15 protein-coding genes are annotated in these 19,911 nt (G+C 54.4%); 9 read left to right on the top strand and 6 right to left on the bottom strand.

The window, feature by feature from the left end; genetic code table 11:
- Positions 1-20: 20 nt before the first annotated feature.
- The 3 genes from H7R56_RS15650 to pncB form a co-directional block, all read right to left on the bottom strand.
- Entirely contained in the window at positions 21-1,223 is a 1,203-nt protein-coding gene (locus tag H7R56_RS15650; RefSeq protein WP_182928299.1) for a porin, read from the bottom strand.
- Between the two features lie 609 nt (positions 1,224-1,832).
- On the bottom strand, positions 1,833-3,233 hold the full coding sequence (gene asnS, locus H7R56_RS15645) for an asparagine--tRNA ligase (RefSeq protein WP_106928804.1): 1,401 nt from the start codon (positions 3,231-3,233) through the stop codon (positions 1,833-1,835).
- 166 nt (positions 3,234-3,399) lie between these two features.
- Positions 3,400-4,602 carry a nicotinate phosphoribosyltransferase gene (gene pncB / locus H7R56_RS15640; RefSeq protein ID WP_106928802.1) on the bottom strand — a complete coding sequence of 401 codons (1,203 nt, stop codon included), beginning with the start codon at positions 4,600-4,602 and terminating at the stop codon, positions 3,400-3,402.
- Between the two features lie 263 nt (positions 4,603-4,865).
- On the opposite strand from pncB, the gene pepN reads away from it, so the two are divergent.
- Positions 4,866-7,478, top strand: a complete 2,613-nt coding sequence (gene pepN / locus H7R56_RS15635; RefSeq protein ID WP_106928800.1) for an aminopeptidase N — start codon at positions 4,866-4,868, stop codon at positions 7,476-7,478.
- Positions 7,479-7,567: 89 nt separating this feature from the next.
- On the opposite strand, the gene ssuE is transcribed toward pepN, so the two are convergent.
- Complete coding sequence (gene ssuE, locus H7R56_RS15630) at positions 7,568-8,143, bottom strand: NADPH-dependent FMN reductase (RefSeq protein ID WP_106928798.1); 576 nt, start codon at positions 8,141-8,143, stop codon at positions 7,568-7,570.
- Between the two features lie 249 nt (positions 8,144-8,392).
- Here ssuE and pyrD point away from each other — a divergent pair, with 249 nt between their 5' ends.
- Both pyrD and zapC read left to right on the top strand, forming a co-directional pair.
- Positions 8,393-9,403, top strand: coding sequence for a quinone-dependent dihydroorotate dehydrogenase (gene pyrD, locus H7R56_RS15625; protein WP_106928796.1), 1,011 nt, complete (start codon positions 8,393-8,395; stop codon positions 9,401-9,403).
- A gap of 165 nt (positions 9,404-9,568) precedes the next feature.
- Positions 9,569-10,111, top strand: coding sequence for a cell division protein ZapC (zapC, locus tag H7R56_RS15620; RefSeq protein ID WP_106928794.1), 543 nt, complete (start codon positions 9,569-9,571; stop codon positions 10,109-10,111).
- On the opposite strand, the gene H7R56_RS15615 is transcribed toward zapC, so the two are convergent.
- Positions 10,108-11,217: a YcbX family protein gene (locus tag H7R56_RS15615; RefSeq protein WP_106928792.1), complete on the bottom strand. Its 1,110-nt coding sequence runs from the start codon at positions 11,215-11,217 to the stop codon at positions 10,108-10,110. The two genes, zapC and H7R56_RS15615, sit on opposite strands and share 4 nt — an antisense overlap.
- 98 nt (positions 11,218-11,315) lie before the next feature.
- Here H7R56_RS15615 and rlmKL point away from each other — a divergent pair, with 98 nt between their 5' ends.
- The 6 genes from rlmKL to rmf all read left to right on the top strand — a co-directional run bounded on the left by rlmKL (position 11,316) and on the right by rmf (position 19,242).
- Entirely contained in the window at positions 11,316-13,421 is a 2,106-nt protein-coding gene (gene rlmKL / locus H7R56_RS15610; RefSeq protein WP_106928790.1) for a bifunctional 23S rRNA (guanine(2069)-N(7))-methyltransferase RlmK/23S rRNA (guanine(2445)-N(2))-methyltransferase RlmL, read from the top strand.
- 12 nt (positions 13,422-13,433) lie between these two features.
- Complete coding sequence (locus tag H7R56_RS15605; protein WP_106928788.1) at positions 13,434-15,341, top strand: ABC transporter ATP-binding protein; 1,908 nt, start codon at positions 13,434-13,436, stop codon at positions 15,339-15,341.
- A 13-nt stretch (positions 15,342-15,354) separates the two neighbouring features.
- Positions 15,355-16,614 carry a membrane integrity-associated transporter subunit PqiA gene (pqiA, locus tag H7R56_RS15600; protein ID WP_106928787.1) on the top strand — a complete coding sequence of 420 codons (1,260 nt, stop codon included), beginning with the start codon at positions 15,355-15,357 and terminating at the stop codon, positions 16,612-16,614.
- Positions 16,615-16,618: 4 nt separating this feature from the next.
- Positions 16,619-18,256, top strand: coding sequence for an intermembrane transport protein PqiB (pqiB, locus tag H7R56_RS15595; RefSeq protein ID WP_106928785.1), 1,638 nt, complete (start codon positions 16,619-16,621; stop codon positions 18,254-18,256).
- Positions 18,256-18,813 carry a membrane integrity-associated transporter subunit PqiC gene (gene pqiC, locus H7R56_RS15590; RefSeq protein WP_106928783.1) on the top strand — a complete coding sequence of 186 codons (558 nt, stop codon included), beginning with the start codon at positions 18,256-18,258 and terminating at the stop codon, positions 18,811-18,813. The genes pqiB and pqiC overlap by 1 nt, the downstream gene beginning before the upstream one ends.
- A gap of 261 nt (positions 18,814-19,074) precedes the next feature.
- Entirely contained in the window at positions 19,075-19,242 is a 168-nt protein-coding gene (rmf, locus tag H7R56_RS15585) for a ribosome modulation factor (protein WP_035892402.1), read from the top strand.
- A gap of 96 nt (positions 19,243-19,338) precedes the next feature.
- Here rmf and fabA read toward each other — a convergent pair whose 3' ends face one another.
- Complete coding sequence (gene fabA, locus H7R56_RS15580; protein ID WP_064548854.1) at positions 19,339-19,857, bottom strand: 3-hydroxyacyl-[acyl-carrier-protein] dehydratase FabA; 519 nt, start codon at positions 19,855-19,857, stop codon at positions 19,339-19,341.
- Positions 19,858-19,911: the final 54 nt, after the last annotated feature.

The raw sequence follows: 19,911 nt of genomic DNA, 5'->3' as shown, positions 1-19,911 counted from the left end.
TAGCAGCGAGGGTCTGCTGATTAGAACTGGTAAACGATACCCACAGCAGCCTGATCGTCGGTCGCCAGACCGGTAGCTGCACTGTAAGCGTTGTCGTCCAGCAGGTTGAACTTGTACGCCGCGTAAACGTTCATGTTTTTGTTGAAGTAGTACCAGGTACCCACTTCGATGTATTTAACCAGGTCAGCATCGCCGCCTTTGAAGCCAGTGCCTACACGTTCATGCAGGTCTTTACCTTTAGACTGTACGTAGCCGATGGACGGACGCAGACCGAAGTCGAACTGGTACTGAACCACTGCTTCGATGTTCTGCGTTTTTTCAGCAAAGTTGCCGTCGTTTTCACGAGTCATGTTCAGAGTCTGAGCATACATGACAGCAGCATAAACATTGTTTGCATCATATTTGAATGCTGTGGACCATGCTTCCGCTTTGCTACCATCTGCGCTTGCATTCCCGTAAACCAAACCAGCGTTAGGACCGGATGGAACGGTGAAGGTTTTCGGATTAACCTGGGCGTTAGTGCGGTCTGCAACTTCATAACCAGCAGCAAATGCCATGCCGTTACCGAAGTCGTATTGTGCAGATGTGCTGAAGCCGTCGCCGTTTGCTTTCGCGCCGTTACCGGTCAGGCTGTAGCTCTGTGCTGCGCCGCTGTTATCATCGTAGTCAACAGTAATTGGGCTGTTACGATCATTTTTTCCCTGGTACTGCAACGCGAAGCTCAGACCATCAACCAGACCGAAGAAATCGCTGTTACGGTAGGTCAGCAGGCCGGAAGAACGACCGTTCATGAAGTTGTCGGTAGCAGCCCAAGAGTCGCCGCCCCACTCAACCAGCATATCGGTGTAAGCTGCGACGTCGTAGATAGCGCCGTAGTTACGACCGTAGTCCAGAGAACCTGCATCGCCAAATTTCAGACCAGCGAACGCCAGACGAGTTTTGTTGCCCTGGGAGCCTTCCGCGTTGGAGGCGTCCATGTTGTATTCCCACTGACCGTAACCCATCAGTTGATCGTTGATCTGGGTTTCACCTTTGAAACCGATACGGGCATAGGTGGTGTCTTCGTTGCTGGTGTTACCGTTGGTGGTCCAAATGTGCTCACCAACTGCTTTACCGTAGAAGTCCAGTTTGTTGGCATTTTTGTTATAGATTTCGGCCGCGTTGGCCGCGCCAGCTACCAGCAGGGCAGGGATTACCACTGCCAGGATATTACGCTTTATCATTATTTATTACCCTCATTAGGTTTTTTTTTATAGACACTCGCCACTGCCGTCAATAACTTCCGTCAATAAAAATTTACGGAACTATTGATGATAGTTTGGTGTCTTTATGTGTCTGAGAGGCATCTTTCCATTCAAAACACTCTTTCGCCCCCCTGAAAATGCTACAAACATCGAGAATGAGTAAGCAAAAGAAATAATGTGTAACTAAATGTGTATTTTAAGGAACTTTGTGAAGTACCTCAAAGTTCTGGGGTGGCGGAGATTAATTAAGCAGCAGCTTATCTATCAATATGAATTTCTTATCTTTTATTCGCATAACGCTTTTTCCTATCGCACAGAGCGGATGTGTGATCATTTCGTTATGATATTTTTTAGCCGTCTGGATAGCTGTTGTTTTGAACAAAAAACGTGCTAAGCGCAAGGTGATTCTTAGGTGCAATAAGAATTAGTGTGTTTTTTGTACAGTTTTATTTCTGCGAAATGTGATGTAACAAACAGCGCGCGGCAAGGTGTTGATGTTTAGGTTTGTTAAAATTAATAAAGATTTCTTTACATGAGCAGTAAAAAAAAGGCCAGCGCGAACGGCTGGCCTTGAAGAGACGTCGGACTTTAGAAACTGGCGTTACGCGGCGTTCTTGGGAACGGAATTACATCGCGAACGTTCTGTACGCCGGTGACGTAGGCAATCAAGCGTTCGAAGCCCAGGCCAAAGCCGGAGTGCGGTACGGTGCCGTAACGACGCAGGTCACGGTACCACCAGTAGTCTTCTTTATTAAGGCCCATTTCGGCCATGCGCGCATCGAGCACGTCCAGACGCTCTTCACGCTGGGAGCCCCCGATGATTTCACCAATGCCCGGAGCCAGAACGTCCATTGCGGCAACGGTTTTACCGTCTTCATTAAGACGCATATAGAAGGCTTTGATCTCTTTCGGGTAGTTTTTTACTACGACCGGCGCTTTGAAGTGTTCTTCGGCCAGGTAGCGCTCGTGCTCAGAGGAAAGGTCCACACCCCAGTAAACCGGGTTTTCGAACTGCTTGCCGCAGTTTTCCAGAATGGTTACCGCGTCGGTGTAGTCGACCTGCGCGAAATCGGCGGATACGAAACGCTGCAGACGATCGACCGCGTCTTTATCGACGCGTTCAGCGAAGAATTTCATGTCGTCGGCACGTTCTTCAAGTACGGCTTTGAAGACATACTTCAGCATGGCTTCCGCCAGACGGGCGTTATCTTCCAGATCGGCAAACGCCACTTCCGGTTCCAGCATCCAGAATTCCGCCAGGTGACGGCTGGTGTTGGAGTTTTCTGCACGGAAGGTCGGGCCGAAGGTGTAGATTTTTGACAGCGCGCAGGCGTAGGTTTCGCCGTTCAGCTGGCCGGAAACGGTCAGGAAGGCTTCTTTGCCGAAGAAATCTTTATCGTAATCGACTTTGCCCTGATCGTTACGCGGCAGGTTTTCCATGTCCAGCGTGGACACGCGGAACATTTCGCCAGCGCCTTCGGTATCGGAAGCGGTAATCAGCGGGGTGGAAACCCAGAAGAAACCCTGTTCGTCGAAGAAACGGTGCAGCGCCTGTGCCAGCGTGTGGCGAACGCGGGCAACCGCGCCAATCAGGTTGGTACGCGGACGCATATGCGCGACTTCACGCAGATACTCAATGCTGTGGCGTTTCGCCGCCATCGGGTAGGTGTCGGGATCTTCAACCCAACCGGTGACTTCTACGCTGGCAGCCTGAATTTCAAAGCTCTGGCCTTGACCCTGAGACGCGACCACTTTACCGGTGACAATCACCGAGCAGCCGGTGGTCAGGCGCAGGACTTCGTCATTGTAATTGGGCAGAGAATTATTAATAACGGCCTGTACAGGATCAAAGCAGGAACCGTCATAGACGGCGAGGAAGGAAAAGCCAGCTTTTGAATCTCGGCGGGTACGTACCCAGCCGCGCACGGTGACTTCGCTGTCAACGGCTACGCGGCCCTGGAGTACGTCGGCTACAGGCACAACGCTCATAATAGTCTCTCTATTCGTAGTCCAATAAAAAAATCGTTTACCCCGGAACGGCGGGGGATATCTATGTTACCTGTCATCTTCCGTCAGACAAGCAGAATTCGCATAGCGAGAGGGTGTTTTGAGAAATAAATAAGAAGAAGGGAGCCTTCAGGGCTCCCTTTGGTGATTAACTGGCCTTTTTGATCTGTGGGAGATCGAAGGCTTTGCGCAGCGCGCGAACAAATGCCTTATCGTGGCAGATGGTTTTGCCCGGGCTGTCGGAGAGTTTTGCTACCGGTTTGCCGTTACATTCGACCAGCTTGATGACAATGTTCAGCGGCTTCACCTGCGGGATATCGCAGGTCAGGCGAGTGCCGATGCCAAAGCTCAGGTTAATGCGCGAAGAGAAGTGACGGTAGAGCTCTACGGCCTTCGGCAGATCGAGGTTGTCGGAAAACACCAGCACTTTGCTCATCGGGTCAATGCCCAGCTTCTGATAGTGGTTGATGGCTTTTTCGCCCCATTCAACCGGATCACCGGAATCGTGACGCAGCCCCTGATAGTGCGTCGCAAACTCCCGGCCGAAGTCGCGCAGAAAGGCGTCCATCGTGATGCAGTCGGTGAGTGCGATGCCAAGCTGGTCGGGATACTCTTCCAGCCAGGCGGCCAGCGCGGCCCGCTGGCTGGTGGCCAGATCCGGACTAATTTGCTGATGTGCCTGGAACCACTCGTGCGCCTGGGTGCCCATAGGGGTTAGGTTCAGACGACGTGCCAGGTCATAGTTACTGGTGCCGGTAAACCACGGCTCCTGCTGCAGGCGGCTGACGATAGCCTCTTGTACTTCACGGGAGAAACGGCGGCGGGTACCGAAGTCCATCAGTTTGAAAGCGGACATATTCAGGTCAGCCGTCATTTGATTAAAGTCGGTAAGCTTATGTTCGAGCATTGCCAGCGCCTGCGGCACGCCGTTTTCCGGCGAACGATAGTGGTGCACCAGCTCGCTTATTACGGCGAGCAGCGGAACTTCCCACATAATCACTTCACGCCACGGCCCTTCCAGACGGATATTCAGCTTACCGTTATCGTTGATGACGGTAACCTGCTGCGGATCGTAGCGGAAGTCACGCAGCCAGCGGAGGTAGTCCTGCTTGAAGAAAGGCAGACCGGACAGCCAATGGTATTCATCATCACGCAGCGTGAGTGAACGCATGGCTTCGACTTGTTCGCGAATAGCGTCAGCATAAATGCCCAGCAGATCGTCCCCACGGCAGCGGAATTCAGCCGCGACGTTTACGTCGTAGTAGTGGTGGAAAACGGCCTGCTGCATATGCAGTTTGTAGGCATCTGTATCCAGCAGCGAATGCAGAACAGGAGAAGCGAATTGTGTCATGGTGCGCAGTAGCATCCTCTCACAGGAGCGTTTAGTACAATAAACAACAGGGGAGAATGGCTGGAGTATACCTTGTTTATCGATTTATTGAACCCCGATCACATCATAAGGCACGAAGCGCCACCTGTGCGTTTTGTGCGGCATGTTGCGTAAATGTATCATTTTTCCCTATTTGACTGGAAAAGATGAAGATTCTGCGTAGCGCGTTTAACACAACAGGAATAGACTGAGGTGACATTTACAAAAGATGCTAAAGGTTTTTTATGACACAACAGCCCCAAGCCAAGTACCGCCACGACTACCGTGCGCCGGACTACCTGATTAGTGATATCGACCTGGCCTTTGACCTGGATGCCGCAAAAACCATCGTGACTGCGGAAAGCCAGGTTTCCCGTCATGCAGCGTCTGATGTGCCGCTGCGCCTGAATGGCGAAGACCTGACGCTGGTCTCCGTTCATGTTAACGGCGCGCCGTGGGCCGACTATAAAGAAGAAGATAATCAGCTGGTGCTCTCCGGCCTGCCCGAGCGTTTCATCCTGAAGATTGTTAACGAGATAAGCCCGGCGGCGAATACCGCGCTGGAAGGGCTGTATCAGTCTGGCGAAGCGCTATGTACTCAGTGTGAAGCTGAAGGTTTCCGTCATATTACCTGGTATCTCGATCGCCCGGATGTGCTGGCGCGCTTTACCACCAAAATTACCGCCGATAAAAGCAAATATCCGTTCCTGTTGTCCAACGGGAACCGCATTGCCGAAGGCGAGCTGGAAGACGGTCGTCACTGGGTTCAGTGGCAGGACCCATTCCCGAAACCATGTTATCTGTTTGCCCTGGTCGCGGGCGATTTTGACGTGCTGCGCGATACCTTCAAAACCCGTTCCGGGCGCGACGTTGCGCTGGAGCTGTTTGTCGATCGCGGCAACCTTGACCGTGCGCCGTGGGCGATGACCTCGCTGAAAAACTCCATGAAATGGGACGAAGAGCGCTTCGGCCTTGAGTACGACCTCGACATCTATATGATCGTCGCCGTCGACTTCTTTAATATGGGGGCAATGGAGAACAAAGGCCTGAACGTCTTTAACTCCAAGTATGTGCTGGCGCGTACCGATACCGCCACCGATAAAGATTACCTCGATATCGAACGCGTTATTGGCCACGAATATTTCCATAACTGGACCGGCAACCGCGTGACCTGCCGCGACTGGTTCCAGCTGAGCCTGAAAGAAGGCCTGACCGTGTTCCGCGATCAGGAGTTCAGCTCGGATCTCGGCTCACGCGCCGTGAACCGCATCAGCAACGTGCGCACCATGCGCGGGCTGCAGTTTGCCGAAGACGCCAGCCCGATGGCGCACCCGATCCGCCCGGATAAAGTTATTGAAATGAATAACTTCTATACCCTGACGGTCTACGAGAAAGGGGCGGAGGTGATCCGCATGCTGCACACCCTGCTGGGCGAAGCAAACTTCCAGAAAGGCATGCAGCTCTATTTCGAGCGCCATGACGGCAGCGCCGCAACCTGTGATGATTTTGTTCAGGCGATGGAAGATGCCTCCAATATCGATCTCTCGCATTTCCGCCGCTGGTACAGCCAGGCCGGTACGCCGATTGTCAGCGTCCACGATGACTACAATCCGGAAACGGAGCAATACACCTTAACTATTCGTCAGCGCACGCCGGCAACCGCCGAGCAGGAAGAGAAGTTCCCGCTGCACATTCCGTTCGATATCGAACTGTACGATAACGAGGGGAAGGTGATCCCGCTGCAAAAAGACGGTCATCCGGTGCATCACGTGCTGAACGTCACTCAGGCAGAACAAACGTTTGTTTTTGATAATGTTTACTTCCAGCCGGTGCCATCGCTGCTGCGTGAGTTCTCCGCGCCGGTGAAGCTGGAGTATAAATGGAGCGATCAGCAGCTCACGTTCCTGATGCGTCATGCGCGTAACGATTTCTCCCGTTGGGATGCGGCGCAGAGCCTGCTGGCGACCTATATCAAACTCAACGTCGCGCGCCATCAGCAGGGCCAGCCGCTGTCGCTGCCGGTACACGTTGCCGATGCGTTCCGCGCGATTCTGCTTGATGAGCACATCGACCCGGCGCTGGCGGCTGAAATCCTGACGCTGCCATCAACGAGCGAAATTGCTGAGCTGTTCGAGATTATTGATCCTATCGCTATTGCTGCGGTGCGCGAAGCGCTGACCCGTACGCTGGCGACTGAACTGGCCGATGAATGTCTGGCGGTGTATAACGCCAACAAGCTCGACAGCTATCGCGTAGAGCATGCCGACATAGGCAAGCGTTCGCTGCGCAATACCTGCCTGCGCTATCTGGCATTTGGTGACCGTGAGCTTGGCGATAAGCTGGTGAGCGATCAGTACCATCATGCCGATAACATGACGGATGCGCTGGCGGCGCTGTCGGCGGCCGTGGCGGCAGAGCTGCCGTGTCGCGATGCCCTGATGCAGGAATATGATGATAAGTGGCATCACGACGGTCTGGTGATGGATAAATGGCTGATTTTGCAAGCGACCAGTCCGGCGGAAGATGTGCTGGCGACGGTGCGTAAGTTGTTGAACCATCGCTCATTCAGTATGAATAACCCGAACCGTATTCGCTCTCTGATAGGTGCTTTTGCCGGTAGTAACCCGGCGGCGTTCCATGCCCAGGACGGTAGCGGCTACCAGTTCCTGGTGGAAATGCTCACCATACTGAACAGCAAAAACCCGCAGGTGGCTTCACGTCTGATTGAGCCGCTGATCCGCCTGAAACGCTATGATGCCAAACGCCAGGCGCTGATGCGTGCGGCGCTGGAGCAGCTGAAAGGGCTGGAAAATCTGTCCGGCGATCTGTTCGAGAAGATTACGAAAGCGCTAGCGTAATCGTTGCCCCGGAAGGCGTTAACCTCCCGGGGGTTCTTCACGCAATAAATGAAAAACGCCGCGGGTATTTGCCTGCGGCGTTTTTTTTATCAAACATGGGCAGCCTGTCGCGCGGTATTTAAAGCGGGGACCTGAATGTCCCGCCGGTGCAGCGCCTGCCAGAATGTCTCCAGCGCGTTGTCCAGCCGCGTGTGCAGGTTCGGGCTGAACTGCGGCTTGTGCTGATAATCGGTCACCTGGCTGTCGTCGGCGAATACGCCCTGCAGAATCTCCTGTGCTTTCAGCGCGTTGAGCACCGGTTTGAGGGCGTAATCGACCGCCAGCATATGCGCCACGGTGCCGCCGGTGGCCAGCGGCAGCACGATTTTTCCTTCCAGCGCGCGCTCTGGCAGCAGATCGAGCAGAGCCTTTAACGCGCCGGCAAATGAGGCTTTATACACCGGCGTGGCGATAATAAGCCCATCCGCATGGCTCAACTGTTCGGTTAAGGTTTGCAGCGCCGGGCTGTCAAAACGAGCGTGGAAGAGATCTTCCGGCGCAAAATTCTGCAGATGCCAGTGAAACACTTCGACGTCGGCCGCTGACAGCTTCTCGCGTGCGTATTCCAGCAGCGCGCTGGAGCGAGAAGGAAAGCGGGGACTGCCAGCTAAAGTAATGACGCGCATAATCTCTCCTTATAACCAAAAATAAACATAAAGTTAAAGTTGATAACATTTGTACCAGTGTCTCAAAGCCGTTCTGGCGCGCGAAATACTTTTTCCGGCGTAGGATTACCGGAAAATGCATATGCGCTGAGCGCGATAAAGGAGGAGAGGAAAACGATTGCGCTTTTTTTGCCATAGGTCAATTCCCTTTCGAAGCAAGATCGCACATAATACGCCCCCGGTTTGCACACCGGGAATCCAGGAGAGTTCATGTACTATCCCTTCGTTCGTAAAGCACTTTTCCAGCTCGATCCAGAGCGCGCTCATGAATTAACGTTCCAACAATTACGCCGTGTCACCGGTACGCCGCTGGAAGCGCTCGTGCGCCAGAAAGTACCGGAAAAACCGGTCACCTGTATGGGGCTGACGTTTAAAAACCCTCTCGGTCTGGCCGCCGGTCTGGATAAAGACGGTGAATGTATAGATGCCTTAGGGGCCATGGGATTTGGTTCGATCGAAATTGGCACCGTTACGCCGCGCGCGCAGCCGGGTAACGATAAACCGCGCCTGTTCCGCCTGGTGGATGCGGAAGGGCTGATCAACCGCATGGGCTTCAATAACCATGGTGTAGATAACTTGGTTGAGAACGTTAAAAAGGCGCATTTCGACGGTATTCTGGGGATTAATATTGGCAAAAATAAAGACACCCCTGTCGAGCACGGCAAAGATGACTATCTGATTTGTATGGAAAAAATCTACGCCTATGCCGGTTATATTGCGATTAATATTTCATCGCCAAATACCCCGGGATTACGCACGCTGCAATATGGTGAGGCGCTGGACGATCTGCTTTCTGGTATTAAAAATAAACAATCAGAGCTTCAGCAAAAGCACCATAAATATGTTCCTGTGGCAGTGAAGATCGCGCCGGATCTTTCTCACGAGGAGTTGATCCAGGTGGCCGATAGTTTGCTTCGCCATAATATCGATGGGGTAATTGCCACCAATACGACATTGGATCGTTCGCTGGTTCAGGGGATGAAACACTGTGATGAAACCGGTGGTTTGAGCGGTCGTCCATTACAATTAAAAAGTACCGAAATTATTCGTATGCTGTCGGCTGAATTAAAAGGTCAGCTGCCTATTATTGGCGTCGGTGGTATCGATTCAGTGATGGCGGCGCGCGAAAAGATGGCGGCTGGCGCAACGCTGGTACAGATTTATTCCGGCTTTATTTTTAAAGGCCCACCGCTGATTAAAGAAATCGTCACCCACATCTAGTCTTTTTCTTCGTAATGTGATCCAGGGCTTTATTTCCAGCCCTGGTTGCTTTATATTTCCCTATTGTTGCTTATTTAGACATATTAGTCTTTTATTATTTAGGGCGACAATAACGGAATGGAAGAACAGACAGCGCAATGGATGCAAAAATGATGGGGGAAACACATGCGAATTAAACCTGATGATAACTGGCGCTGGTATTATGATGAAGAGCACGATCGTATGATGCTCGATTTAGCCAACGGCATGTTGTTCCGCTCGCGTTTTGCTCGTCGCATGTTAACGCCCGATGCTTTTGCTCCTACCGGTTTTTGCGTCGATGACGCTGCACTGTATTTCTCTTTTGAAGAAAAATGCCGCGACCTGCTGCTGTCGAAAGAACACCGCGCTGAACTTATTCTTAACGCGCTGGTGGCGATCCGCTTCCTGAAGCCGCAAATGCCGAAAAGCTGGCACTTCCGCGCCCATCAAGATGCCTGGACGCCGGTCACCGGCGATGCGGCTCGCGTCTGGCTGAGCGATGACGACAGCCAGGTGAACCTGCTGGTGGTTGAGCCGGGTGAGAACGCCGCGCTGTGTCTGCTGGCCCAGCCGGGTCTGGTTCTGGCCGGGCGCACAATGCAGCTTGGCGACCCGATCAAAGTGATGAATGACAGGCTGCAACCGCAGCCTGGGCTCGACGGTTACAGCCTGGAACAGGCGGTTTAACTTTTTAGCTTCAGCGCCGTTTTAGGTATGCAGCTGCAGCTCAGTATGGTGCCGTCGGCCGCGACCGCGCTTTTCTTAAGCGGGCTGACTTCCCCTTCAACCAGCGTCACGCGGCAGCTACCGCACAGGCCAGCGCGGCAGGTGTAGGGGATGCGAATACCCTGCTGCTCGAGCTGCTCCAGCAATACCTGCTGATTATTGCCGCTGAAGGTGTTTCCCTCCCAGTCAATATCGACCAACGCATTTTGCTGCGCCTGCGGCGCCACGGCTTCGTCGCTCTGCGCGGCGGTATAGACTTTGCCCGGCCCGGTCGCGAGAATATCCACCTCATCACCCACGCGTACAACGCCGCTATTGCGGGCAATCAGATTCTGGCCAAAATCGACGTCGCCGCTGGCCGAATCGGTACGAAACGTCTGCAGAGTATTTAACGGTTCCCCGGCGGGATGCTTTTGCCCCTTCTCCGGGCTGATGGTTGTAAAAATACATCGGCTGCACGGCTTAACGACGTCAAACACGACGTCGCCGATGCGAATCGTTTTCCACGTATCTTCTACCCATGGGGCTACGCCGGTGACCACCAGGTTAGGGCGAAACTGCTCCATCCTTACGCTGGCCGGGCAACGCTGCTGTAGGTCGCGCAGAGAGGCTTCGTTGACCAGCAGGAAAGGGAAACCGTCGGCAAACGACAGCGGCACGGCATCATGGCGTTTGACGCGGCGCGTGAGGTCGGCACCGAGCCAGCGCAGCTGGACGTCGCGTTTAAAGAACGGAGAAAGCCACTGATTAATGGTATCCGGCGCGATACGCGAGGTAAAATGATTGCCCCAGACTTCGGTCGGCGAAGGCTGGCCGATGAAATCGGCAAAGCGCACCAGCGCGCTGCTGCCGTCGGGCGCGGTGAGGTGTAAACCGTCGTGCAGGACCGCGGGGGTAAAGCGAACCATCGCCGGAAACTGGCGGGCGGTAATAAAAGTGCCGTCGGGTTCGGTGATCATAAAAATGCGGTCAAATGCTAATCCGCTAATATCAGCAAAGGCGTGCGTGAGGCCAATGCCCCGCATCGATTTCACCGGATGTATAAAAAGTCGCGATAACGTGGCCACAACGCTGTCCCTGAGTCGAAAATAAGCCTTTAACTTTATGACATGGGGCGCAGATTGGCTATAATGCGCAACAATTTTCTGCGAGTAAAAGTGACGATATGAATTCTCTGTTTGCCAGTACGGCCCGTGGGCTGGAAGAGCTGTTAAAAACTGAACTGGAAGGCCTGGGCGCCCAAGAGTGCCAGATTGCCCAGGGCGGCGTCCATTTCCAGGGCGACACGCAGCTTCTGTACAAAAGCCTGATGTGGAGCCGCCTGGCGTCGCGCATTATGATGCCGCTGGGAGAATGTAGCGTCTGGAGCGATCTCGATCTTTACCTGGGCGTGCAGGCCATTGACTGGACGTCTATCTTTACCCCCGATGCCACCTTTGCGGTGAGCTTCGGCGGCCTGAACGATAGCATTCGTAACAGCCAGTACGGCGCGTTGAAGGTGAAAGATGCGATTGTCGATGCCTTTACACGTAAGAATCTGCCGCGTCCGAACGTCGATCGTGACAATCCGGATCTGCGCATTAACGTCCGTTTGAATAAAGAGACCGCTTATATTTCGCTTGATCTGAGCGGTGAAGGTCTGCACCTGCGCGGCTACCGCGATCGTACCGGTATGGCGCCGATCAAAGAGAACCTGGCGGCCGCTATCGTCATGCGTTCCGGCTGGGTGCCGGGGACGCCGCTGCTCGATCCGATGTGTGGTTCCGGTACGCTGCTTATCGAAGCGGCAATGTGGGCTACCGACCGCGCGCCGGGGCTGCATCGTGGTCACTGGGGCTTCAACGGTTGGGCACAGCACGATGATGCGGTCTGGAAAGAGGTAAAAGCTGACGCTCAGACCCGCGCTCGTGCCGGTCTGGCGGCCTATGAATCCCGTTTCTTTGGTTCTGACGTTGACAGCCGTGTGGTTGAGCTGGCGCGCAGCAACGCCCGTCGCGCCGGAATTGGCGAGCTTATCACCTTTGAAGTGAAAGACGTGGCGCAGCTGACCAACCCGCTGCCGAAAGGCCCTTACGGTACCGTTATCAGCAACCCGCCATACGGCGAGCGTCTGGAAAGCGAACCGGCATTGATTGCGATGCACAGCCTGCTGGGCCGCAATATGAAAAACCACTTTGGCGGCTGGAACCTGTCGCTGTTTAGCGCCTCTCCGGAGCTGTTAAGCTGCCTGCAGCTGCGCGCTGAGCGTCAGTTTAAAGCCAAAAACGGCCCGCTGGACTGCGTACAGAAAAACTACCATCTGACCGAAACCACCGGTGAGAAGCCCGCTTCTCTGGCAGAAGATTACGCCAACCGTCTGCGTAAAAATCTGAAGAAATATGAAAAGTGGGCAAAACAGGAAGGAATTGAATGCTACCGCTTGTACGACGCTGACCTGCCGGAATACAACGTGGCCGTTGACCGTTACGCCGACTGGGTGGTGGTGCAGGAATACGCGCCGCCGAAAACCGTTGATGCCAATAAAGCGCGTCAGCGTCTGTTCGACATTATTGCCGCCACTATCGCCGTATTGGGCATCGCGCCAAACAAGCTGGTGCTGAAAACCCGCGAGCGTCAGAAAGGTAAAAATCAGTACCAGAAGATGAACGAGAAGGGCGACTTTATGCAGGTGAGCGAATACAACGCGCGCCTGTGGGTCAACCTGACCGACTACCTGGATACCGGCCTGTTCCTCGACCACCGCATCGCTCGCCGCATGCTGGGTGAAATGAGCAAGGGCAAAGATTTCCTCAATCTGTTCTCGTACACCGGCAGCGCCAGCGTGCACGCAGGTCTGGGCGGCGCACGCTCCACGACCACCGTGGATATGTCGCGTACCTACCTGGAGTGGGCGGAGCGCAACCTGCGCCTGAACGGCCTGACCGGCCGCGCGCATCGCCTGATGCAGGCAGACGTGCTGGCATGGCTGCGCGATACTGACGAACAGTTCGACGTGATCTTTATCGATCCGCCGACCTTCTCTAACTCCAAACGCATGGACGATGCGTTTGACGTTCAGCGCGACCACCTGCGTCTGATGAAGGATCTGAAGCGTCTGCTGCGCAAAGGCGGCACCATCATGTTCTCCAACAACAAACGCGGTTTCCGTATGGATCACGACGGCCTGGCAGAACTGGGACTGAAAGCACAAGATATTACCCAAAAAACACAGTCACAGGATTTCGCTCGTAACCGTCAGATCCACAACTGCTGGCTGATTACCGCAGCCTGAAAGGAATAAAGAATGTCATTAATTAGTATGCATGGCGCCTGGCTGTCGTTCAGCGATGCGCCGCTTCTCGATAATGCCGAACTGCATATTGAGGATAACGAGCGCGTCTGTCTGGTCGGCCGTAACGGCGCGGGCAAATCAACGCTGATGAAGATCCTCAACCGCGAACAGGGCCTGGACGATGGACGCATTGTCTACGAGCAGGATCTGGTCGTCGCGCGCCTGCAGCAGGATCCGCCGCGCAACGTACAGGGCAGCGTGTATGATTTTGTCGCCGAAGGTATTGAAGAACAGGCGATATACCTCAAACGCTATCACGATATCTCGCATCTGGTGATGAGCGATCCGAGCGATAAAAACCTGCAGGAGCTGGCAAAGGTTCAGGAACAGCTGGATCACCACGGCCTGTGGCAGCTTGAAAACCGTATCAACGAAGTGCTGGCGCAGCTTGGGCTGGAGCCGGATATGGAACTGGCCTCGCTCTCCGGCGGCTGGCTGCGTAAAGCGGCGCTGGGCCGTGCGCTGGTCAGCGCGCCCCGCGTACTGCTGCTCGATGAACCGACTAACCACCTGGATATCGAAACCATCGACTGGCTGGAAGGTTTCCTGAAAACCTTCAAAGGTACGATTATCTTTATCTCGCACGACCGTTCGTTTATTCGCAATATGGCGACCCGTATTGTCGATCTCGATCGTGGCAAGCTGGTGACGTATCCGGGCAACTACGATCAGTATCTGATCGAGAAAGAAGAGGCGCTGCGCGTAGAAGAGCTGCAAAACGCCGAGTTCGACCGCAAGCTGGCGCAGGAAGAAGTGTGGATTCGCCAGGGCATTAAAGCGCGCCGTACCCGTAATGAAGGCCGCGTCCGCGCGCTGAAAGCGATGCGTAACGAACGTAGTGCCCGTCGTGAAGTGATGGGCAGCGCGAAAATGCAGGTTGAAGAGGCCTCGCGCTCCGGCAAAATTGTCTTTGAAATGGAAGACGTCAACTACCAGGTTGACGGCAAGGTGCTGGTGAAAGACTTCTCCGCGCAGGTACAGCGCGGTGACAAAATTGCGCTTATCGGGGCCAACGGCTGCGGTAAAACCACGCTGCTGAAGCTGATGCTTGGCCAGCTGCAGGCCGATAGCGGTCGCATTCACGTCGGTACCAAACTGGAAGTCGCCTATTTTGATCAACACCGCGCTGAACTGGATCCGGATCGGACGGTGATGGATAACCTGGCGGAAGGCAAGCAGGAAGTCATGGTCAACGGCAAGCCGCGTCACGTGTTGGGCTATCTGCAGGACTTCCTGTTCCACCCGAAACGGGCAATGACGCCGGTGCGCGCGCTGTCCGGTGGGGAACGTAACCGTCTGCTGCTGGCGCGTCTGTTCCTGAAGCCAAGTAACCTGTTGATTCTCGATGAACCCACCAACGACCTCGATGTTGAAACGCTTGAACTGCTGGAAGAGTTAATTGACGGCTATCAGGGTACCGTGCTGCTGGTGAGCCACGACCGTCAGTTTGTCGACAACACCGTCACCGAATGCTGGATCTTCGAAGGCGAAGGGCGCATCGGTCAGTATGTTGGCGGCTATCATGATGCGCGCGGTCAGCAGTCGCAGTCATTGGCGCAAAAACAGGCAGTAGCGAAAAAAACGACGGAAGTTGTTCAGCCAAAAGCAGAAACTGTCAAACGCGGCAGTAACAAACTAAGCTATAACCTGCAGCGCGAGCTGGAACAGCTGCCGCAAAAACTGGAGTCGCTGGAAGCCGAACTCGAGGTGTTACAGGCGCAGGTAGCGGATGCGGCGTTCTTTAGTCAGCCACACGACCATACCCAAAAGGTGCTGGCCGACCTGTCCCAGGCAGAGCAGGCGCTGGAAGAGGCGTTTGAACGTTGGGAATATCTGGAAGCGTTGAAAAACGGCGCCTGATTGAGGAATTTTCATGTGCGATCAACATCATGCTGCGCAGCATATTCTCTGCTCACAGTGCGACATGCTGGTGGCGTTGCCGCACCTTGAGCACCGACATAAGGCCGCGTGCCCGCGCTGCGGCACAACGCTGACCACCGCGTGGGACGAGCCGAGACGCCGTCCCACGGCCTATGTGCTGGTGGCGCTGTTTATGCTGCTGCTGGCCAACCTGTTCCCGTTTATCAGCATGAACGTGGCGGGGGTTAACAGCCAGATTGAACTGCTGGAAATTCCCGGAGTCATGTTTTCCGAAGACTACGCCAGCCTGGGCACTTTCTTCCTGCTGTTTGTCCAGCTAGTGCCGGCGTTTTGTCTTGTCACTATTCTTCTGCTGGTAAACCGTGTGCGTATGCCGCATCGGCTGAAGGCTTTCCTGGCACGTATTCTGTTCACGCTGAAAACCTGGGGAATGGCGGAAATCTTCCTTGCCGGGGTGCTGGTGAGCTTCGTGAAGCTGATGGCCTATGGCGATATTGGCGTGGGCAGCAGTTTCCTGCCCTGGTGTCTGTTCTGCCTGCTTCAGTTGCGTACGTTCCAGTGCGTCGACCGCCGCTGGCTGTGGGATGATATTGCGCCCATGCCGCCGCTGAAGCAGACGCTGCAACCTGGCGTCACCGGTATTCGCCAGGGGCTGCGTTCGTGTGCGTGCTGCACGGCGATTTTACCTGCCGACCAGCTCGAGTGCCCGCGCTGTCACAGTAAAGGCCACGTGCGCCGTAAGAACAGCCTGCAGTGGACCATGGCGCTGCTGGTGACCTCGATTATGTTGTATCTCCCGGCCAATATTCTGCCGATTATGATTACCGATTTGCTCGGCGACAAAATGCCATCGACGATCATTGCGGGGGTCATTTTGCTGTGGAGCGAAGGGTCATATCCGGTAGCGATGGTGATTTTCCTGGCCAGTATCATGGTGCCGACGCTGAAGATGATTGCCATTGCCTGGCTGTGTCTGGATGCCAACGGCATGAAGCGACGCCATCGCGACAGCGAGCGGATGCATCTGATTTATGAAGTGGTCGAGTTCGTGGGCCGCTGGTCGATGATTGACGTGTTCGTGATCGCCGTACTCTCTGCGCTGGTGCGCATTGGGGGATTAATGAATATTTACCCGGCAATCGGTGCGCTGATGTTTGCGCTGGTTGTCATAATGACCATGTTCTCGGCAATGACGTTTGATCCGCGTTTATCGTGGGATCGGGAACCTGAATCAAGCCATGAGGAGTCGTAAAAGCATGGAAACCAAGAGTGGGGAGGCAAAGGTGCAAAAAGTGAAAAACTGGTCTCCCGTTTGGATCTTCCCGATTGTGACTGCGCTTATTGGCGCGTGGATCCTGTTCTATCACTATAGCCATCAGGGCCCGGAAGTGACGCTTATCACCACCAACGCAGAGGGCATTGAAGGCGGTAAAACCACCATCAAAAGCCGCAGCGTCGACGTGGGCGTGGTCGAAAGCACTACGCTAACCGATGACCTGACGCACGTGGAGATTAAGGCGCGTCTGAATTCGGGGATGGAGAAGCTGCTGCATAAAGATTCCGTCTTTTGGGTGGTGAAACCGCAGGTGGGCCGCGAGGGCATTAGCGGGCTGGGCACGCTGCTGTCCGGTGCCTATATTGAGCTGCAGCCGGGCACCAAAGGTTCGACGCAGGACCAATATCAACTCCTTGATGCGCCGCCGCTGGCGCCGCCGGATGCGAAGGGGATTCGTGTCCTTCTCGACAGCAAGAAGGCCGGGCAGCTTAACCCCGGCGATCCGGTACTGTTCCGCGGCTATCGCGTCGGCTCGGTGGAAACCAGCTCGTTCGATCCGCAGAGTCGCAGCATTTCCTATCAGCTGTTTATCAGCGCACCTAACGATCGTCTGGTGACCAGCAACGTTCGCTTCTGGAAGGACAGCGGCGTGGCGGTAGACCTGACTTCTGCCGGGATGCGCGTAGAAATGGGCTCACTGGCGACGCTATTTAGCGGCGGCGTTAGTTTTGACGTGCCGGAAGGTGTAGATTTGGGGCAACCGATCGCCGAAAAGACCGAGTTCAAGCTTTATGACGATCAGAAGAGTATCCAGGACTCGCTGTATACCGAGCACGTTGACTATCTGATGTTCTTTAAAGATTCAGTGCGTGGTCTGCAGCCGGGGGCTCCGGTTGAGTTCCGCGGCATTCGTCTGGGGACGGTCGATCAGGTGCCTTTCTTCGTTCCGGGGCTTCAGCAGGCGCTGAATAATGACTACCGTATTCCCGTCAAGATTCGCATTGAGCCGGAGCGTCTGAAAAGCGCGCTGGGTGAAAATCCGGATATCGCCAGCCACCTTGATGAGCTAACCCAGCGCGGCCTGCGCGGGGCGCTGAAAACGGGGAACCTGGTGACCGGCGCGCTGTATGTCGACATGGACTTTTATCCGAAAGAACCGGCAGTGACCGGCATGAGAAGCTTCGGCGGCTACCAGATTGTGCCTACCGTCAGCGGTGGCCTGGCGCAGATTCAGCAGCGCCTGATGGACACCCTGGATAAGATCAACAATCTGCCGTTAACGCCGATGGTTGAACAGGCGACCAACACGCTGTCGGAAAGTCAGAACACCATGCGCCGTCTGCAAACAACGCTGGATAATCTGAACAAAATCACCGCCAGCCAGTCCGCTCAGCAGCTGCCGGCCGACATGCAGAAAACACTGCGTGAGCTGAACCGTAGCATGCAGGGCTTCCAGCCAGGATCTGCGGCTTACAACAAAATGGTCGCCGATATGCAGCGCCTGGATCAGGTATTGCGCGAATTGCAGCCGGTGCTGAAGACGCTGAATGAGAAGAGCAACGCGCTGGTATTCGAAGCGAAGGATAAAAAAGATCCAGAGCCTAAGAGGGCGAAATAATGAAAAAGTGGTTAGTCATTGCCGCCGCCTGCCTGTTGGCAGCCTGTAGCAGCACGGAGAATAAAACGTACTATCAGCTGCCGTTGGCTACGGGCACGGTGCAAAACGGTGCCAGCAGCACCGGTCAGCGGATGCTGTGGATTGAGCAGGTGAATATTCCTGACTTTCTTGCCGGCAGCGGCGTGGTGTACCAGACCAGCGACGTTCAGTACGTGATTGCCAGTAACAATCTGTGGGCCAGCCCGCTGGATCAGCAGCTGCGCACGACGTTGGTCTCCAATCTGAGCAATCAGCTGCCAGGCTGGGTCGTGTCGTCGCAGCCGCTAGGTAGCGATCAGGATACGCTGAATGTCTCGGTGAGCGGCTTCCATGGCCGTTATGATGGCAAAGTGGTGGTCAGCGGCGAATGGCTGCTTAACCACCAGGGGCAGTTGACCAAACGTCCTTTCCACATTGAGCTGGCTCAGCAGCAGGACGGTTACGATGCGATGGTGAAAACGCTCGCCCAGGCATGGAGCCAGGAAGCGGCATCTATCGCCAGGACTATCAATCGTTAACTATAAGTAGAATTAATCGTTCTAAAGGCCGCCGCCGGTGTTAAACCGACGGCGGTTTTTTTATCCCTGATGTCAGCGTGTTACCTGTGCGGCCTCACATTTCTTGTACAAATGTTCTTCTGAGTAGCTCACAAATATGACAAAGGTATGAATTCTACGCATTGACGGGGCCATTTTTTAGCGGTATTCGTATTATGTGGTTGCATACTTTGTAGCCACTGTTTTCTTTTCCACCAGACCAAGATATGAGGGAAACGAGGCATGAAGAGACAAAAACGAGATCGCCTGGAGCGGGCACATCAGCGTGGATATCAGGCCGGTATTACCGGGCGTCCGAAAGAAATGTGTCCTTACCAGACTATAAACCAGAGGTCTTACTGGCTGGGAGGCTGGCGAGAGGCCATGGAGGACAGGGCAGTAGTTGCCTGACACTGTCTCTTTAAAAAGAAACCTCCGCAGTGCGGAGGTTTCGCCTTAGATTCATCAGACAAATTTATCGCCAGCAGAAAGTGGCGATAACTCGTATCAGAATGCAGAGGTATCCTGGAACAAGCCGACTTTCAGGTCGGTTGCGGAGTAGATCAGGCGACCATCAACCAGCACTTCGCCATCCGCCAGGCCCATAATCAGACGACGGTTAACAACGCGCTTGAAGTGAATACGGTAGGTCACTTTCTTCGCCGTTGGCAGTACCTGACCGGTGAACTTCACTTCACCCACGCCCAGCGCACGGCCTTTGCCTTCGCCGCCCAGCCAGCCGAGGTAGAAACCGACCAGCTGCCACATTGCATCCAGACCCAGGCAACCAGGCATTACCGGATCGCCGATAAAGTGGCAACCGAAGAACCACAGGTCCGGGTTAATATCCAGTTCGGCTTCAACGTAACCTTTGTCAAAATTGCCGCCGGTTTCGGTCATTTTCACGACACGATCCATCATCAGCATGCTAGGAGCCGGTAACTGCGGGCCTTTAGCGCCGAACAGTTCACCGCGACCAGAGGCAAGAAGGTCTTCTTTTGTATAAGATTCGCGTTTATCTACCATGTTTTAAGTAAGCCTTATTTTAAGTTCGGGACGCAGGATAGCTAACACGTGTAC

It is taken from the genome of Klebsiella sp. WP3-W18-ESBL-02 (assembly GCF_014168815.1).
GTDB classification, from domain to species: domain Bacteria; phylum Pseudomonadota; class Gammaproteobacteria; order Enterobacterales; family Enterobacteriaceae; genus Kluyvera; species Kluyvera ascorbata_B.
This window is presented reverse-complemented; position numbering and strand designations above follow the sequence as displayed.